Origin of the sequence: Phenylobacterium sp., assembly GCF_016793285.1 — a bacterium.
Taxonomy (GTDB): Bacteria; Pseudomonadota; Alphaproteobacteria; order Caulobacterales; family Caulobacteraceae; genus Phenylobacterium.
This window is the reverse complement of sequence record NZ_JAEUMO010000189.1, coordinates 1-1,800: the sequence shown is the minus strand read 5'-3', so window position 1 is coordinate 1,800 and position 1,800 is coordinate 1. Positions and strand designations below refer to the sequence as shown.

Below are 1,800 nucleotides of genomic sequence, written 5' to 3'. Positions count from 1 at the left end.
AGCGCCGCCGCCAGCAGCGCCGCGTCGTCGAAGACCGCCAGCATCTCGGCGGTTCCGGCCGCCAGGTCGAGGATGCGCGAGGTCATCAGCAGTCGAAGAACACCGTCTCGCCCGCCCCCTGCAGGACGATGTCGAAACGGTAGCGTCCCGGGCCGGTCCGCCGCGCGACGAGCGTGGCGCGGCGCTCGTCGGGGACGAGACCCAGCACGGGGTCTTCGTCCAGTCCCGGCTCGCCCTCGAAGTAGATGCGCGTCACCAGGCGGCGCAACAGCCCGCGGCCCAGCACGCCCACGTCGATGTGCGCGGCCTGCAGGGCGTTGCCGGGGCCGGACGTGCGGCCGGGAAGCACCGTGCGGAAGGCGTAGCCGCCGTCGTCGGACGTCGCGCACCGGCCGAACAGCTCTCCGAACACCCCCTCGCCATCCGGTTGCCAGATCTCGACCAGGGCGTCGGGTGTCGGGGCCCCCGCGCCATCCACGACGCGGCCGACGATTTCGATGATCTCCCCCGGCGGCCTGAAGCGGGGCGGCGGCGTCAGCAGGAAGTGGTCCGCCGGCGTGAGGTCGATCCGCGCACCGGCCTCGGACAGTTCCACGAGGTCGGCGCCGCCGGGCTGCGGCAGGGCGTAGTGGAAGAACGGCCCCACGGTCTGCCACGGGGTCTGCCCCAGGCGCGCGCGGCCCATGCTCACGGCTCCATCGGCGTGGCGTCGCGGCCGCGGAGCACGATGTCGAACGCGTAGCCGAGCGCGTGGCTGGGCTCGGTCAGCGACAGGTCGAAGCGCGCCACCAGCCGCTCGCGCGCGTCGGCCGGCACAGCCTGTGCGATCGGGTCCAGCGCGATCAACGGGTCCCCCTCGAAGTACATCTGCGTCACCAGGCGGGTCGCAAAGGCGGGGCCCAGCAGCGACAGGTGGATGTGCGCCGGCCGCCAGGCGTTGGGATGGTTGCCCCAGGGATAGGCCCCCGGCCGGATCGACGTGAAGCTGTACCGGCCGGCCTCGTCGGTGATCACCCGCCCCATGCCGGTGAAGTTCGGATCGATCGGCGCGTTCCACTGGTCACGGGCGTGGATGTAGCGCCCCGCCGCGTTGGCCTGCCAGATCTCGATCATGGCGCCCGGGACCGGCCGGCCGTCCTCGTCGCGCACCCGGCCCGCCACGATGATCCGCTGGCCCAGCGGCTCGCCCCCGTGCTGGCGGGTCAGGTCGGCCATCGCGGGACCGAACAGTTGCGCGCCTCCGCCAGCGGGCCCGTGGATTTCGGTCAGGGTGTGCGGCAGCCGCACGAGCGGCTGCTTCGGCGACCGCAACGCGGTCGAGGCGTAGGCCTCGGAGAGGTGCGGCGGATGCGCGCCGTCGTCCTCCCGGCGATATCCGTCGGTCGAAGTCATTCGATATCTAAGTATGTCGCGACCGCTGTCCGGACTCAAGGGCGTCCGACCGTCGCGCGCTCACGGCCCCTCCCCGCAGCCGCCGTCCTCGCGCTTTGACAGCGCTGCCATTTTATGGCGCTGTCGGCCGAAAGCGCGCTCGGGCGCGGTGACCCGGCTCGGCGCGAACCGGAAGGGAGTGACTTGAGCATGCGCAGGATGACGGGCCCCGCGGCGGTCTCGGCGGCGGCCCTGGCGGCGGTGACGCTGACGGTCGCGCCCATGTCGGCGCAGGCGCGGACGAAGACCGCCGCGGCCTCGGCGCCGGCGGCGAAGCGGCCGCTCAACGTGCTGCTGATCATGTCGGACGACCTGTCCATGCGCATCGGCGCGTTCGGCGATCCCGTCGTGAAGACGCCGAACATCGAC

General features: G+C 72.6%; 3 protein-coding genes. 1 reads left to right on the top strand and 2 read right to left on the bottom strand.

Annotated elements, in window-relative coordinates; all coding sequences use genetic code 11:
- Positions 1–85: 85 nt before the first annotated feature.
- Both pcaG and pcaH read right to left on the bottom strand, forming a co-directional pair.
- Entirely contained in the window at positions 86–685 is a 600-nt protein-coding gene (gene pcaG, locus JNL41_RS16560) for a protocatechuate 3,4-dioxygenase subunit alpha (protein ID WP_293476864.1), read from the bottom strand.
- Between the two features lie 2 nt (positions 686–687).
- Positions 688–1,392 (bottom strand): protocatechuate 3,4-dioxygenase subunit beta, encoded by a 705-nt coding sequence (gene pcaH, locus JNL41_RS16555; protein ID WP_293476862.1) that lies wholly within the window; start codon positions 1,390–1,392, stop codon positions 688–690.
- Positions 1,393–1,581: 189 nt separating this feature from the next.
- Here pcaH and JNL41_RS16550 point away from each other — a divergent pair.
- The coding region (locus tag JNL41_RS16550; protein WP_293476861.1) for a hypothetical protein at positions 1,582–1,800 on the top strand (219 nt) is incomplete at its 3' end.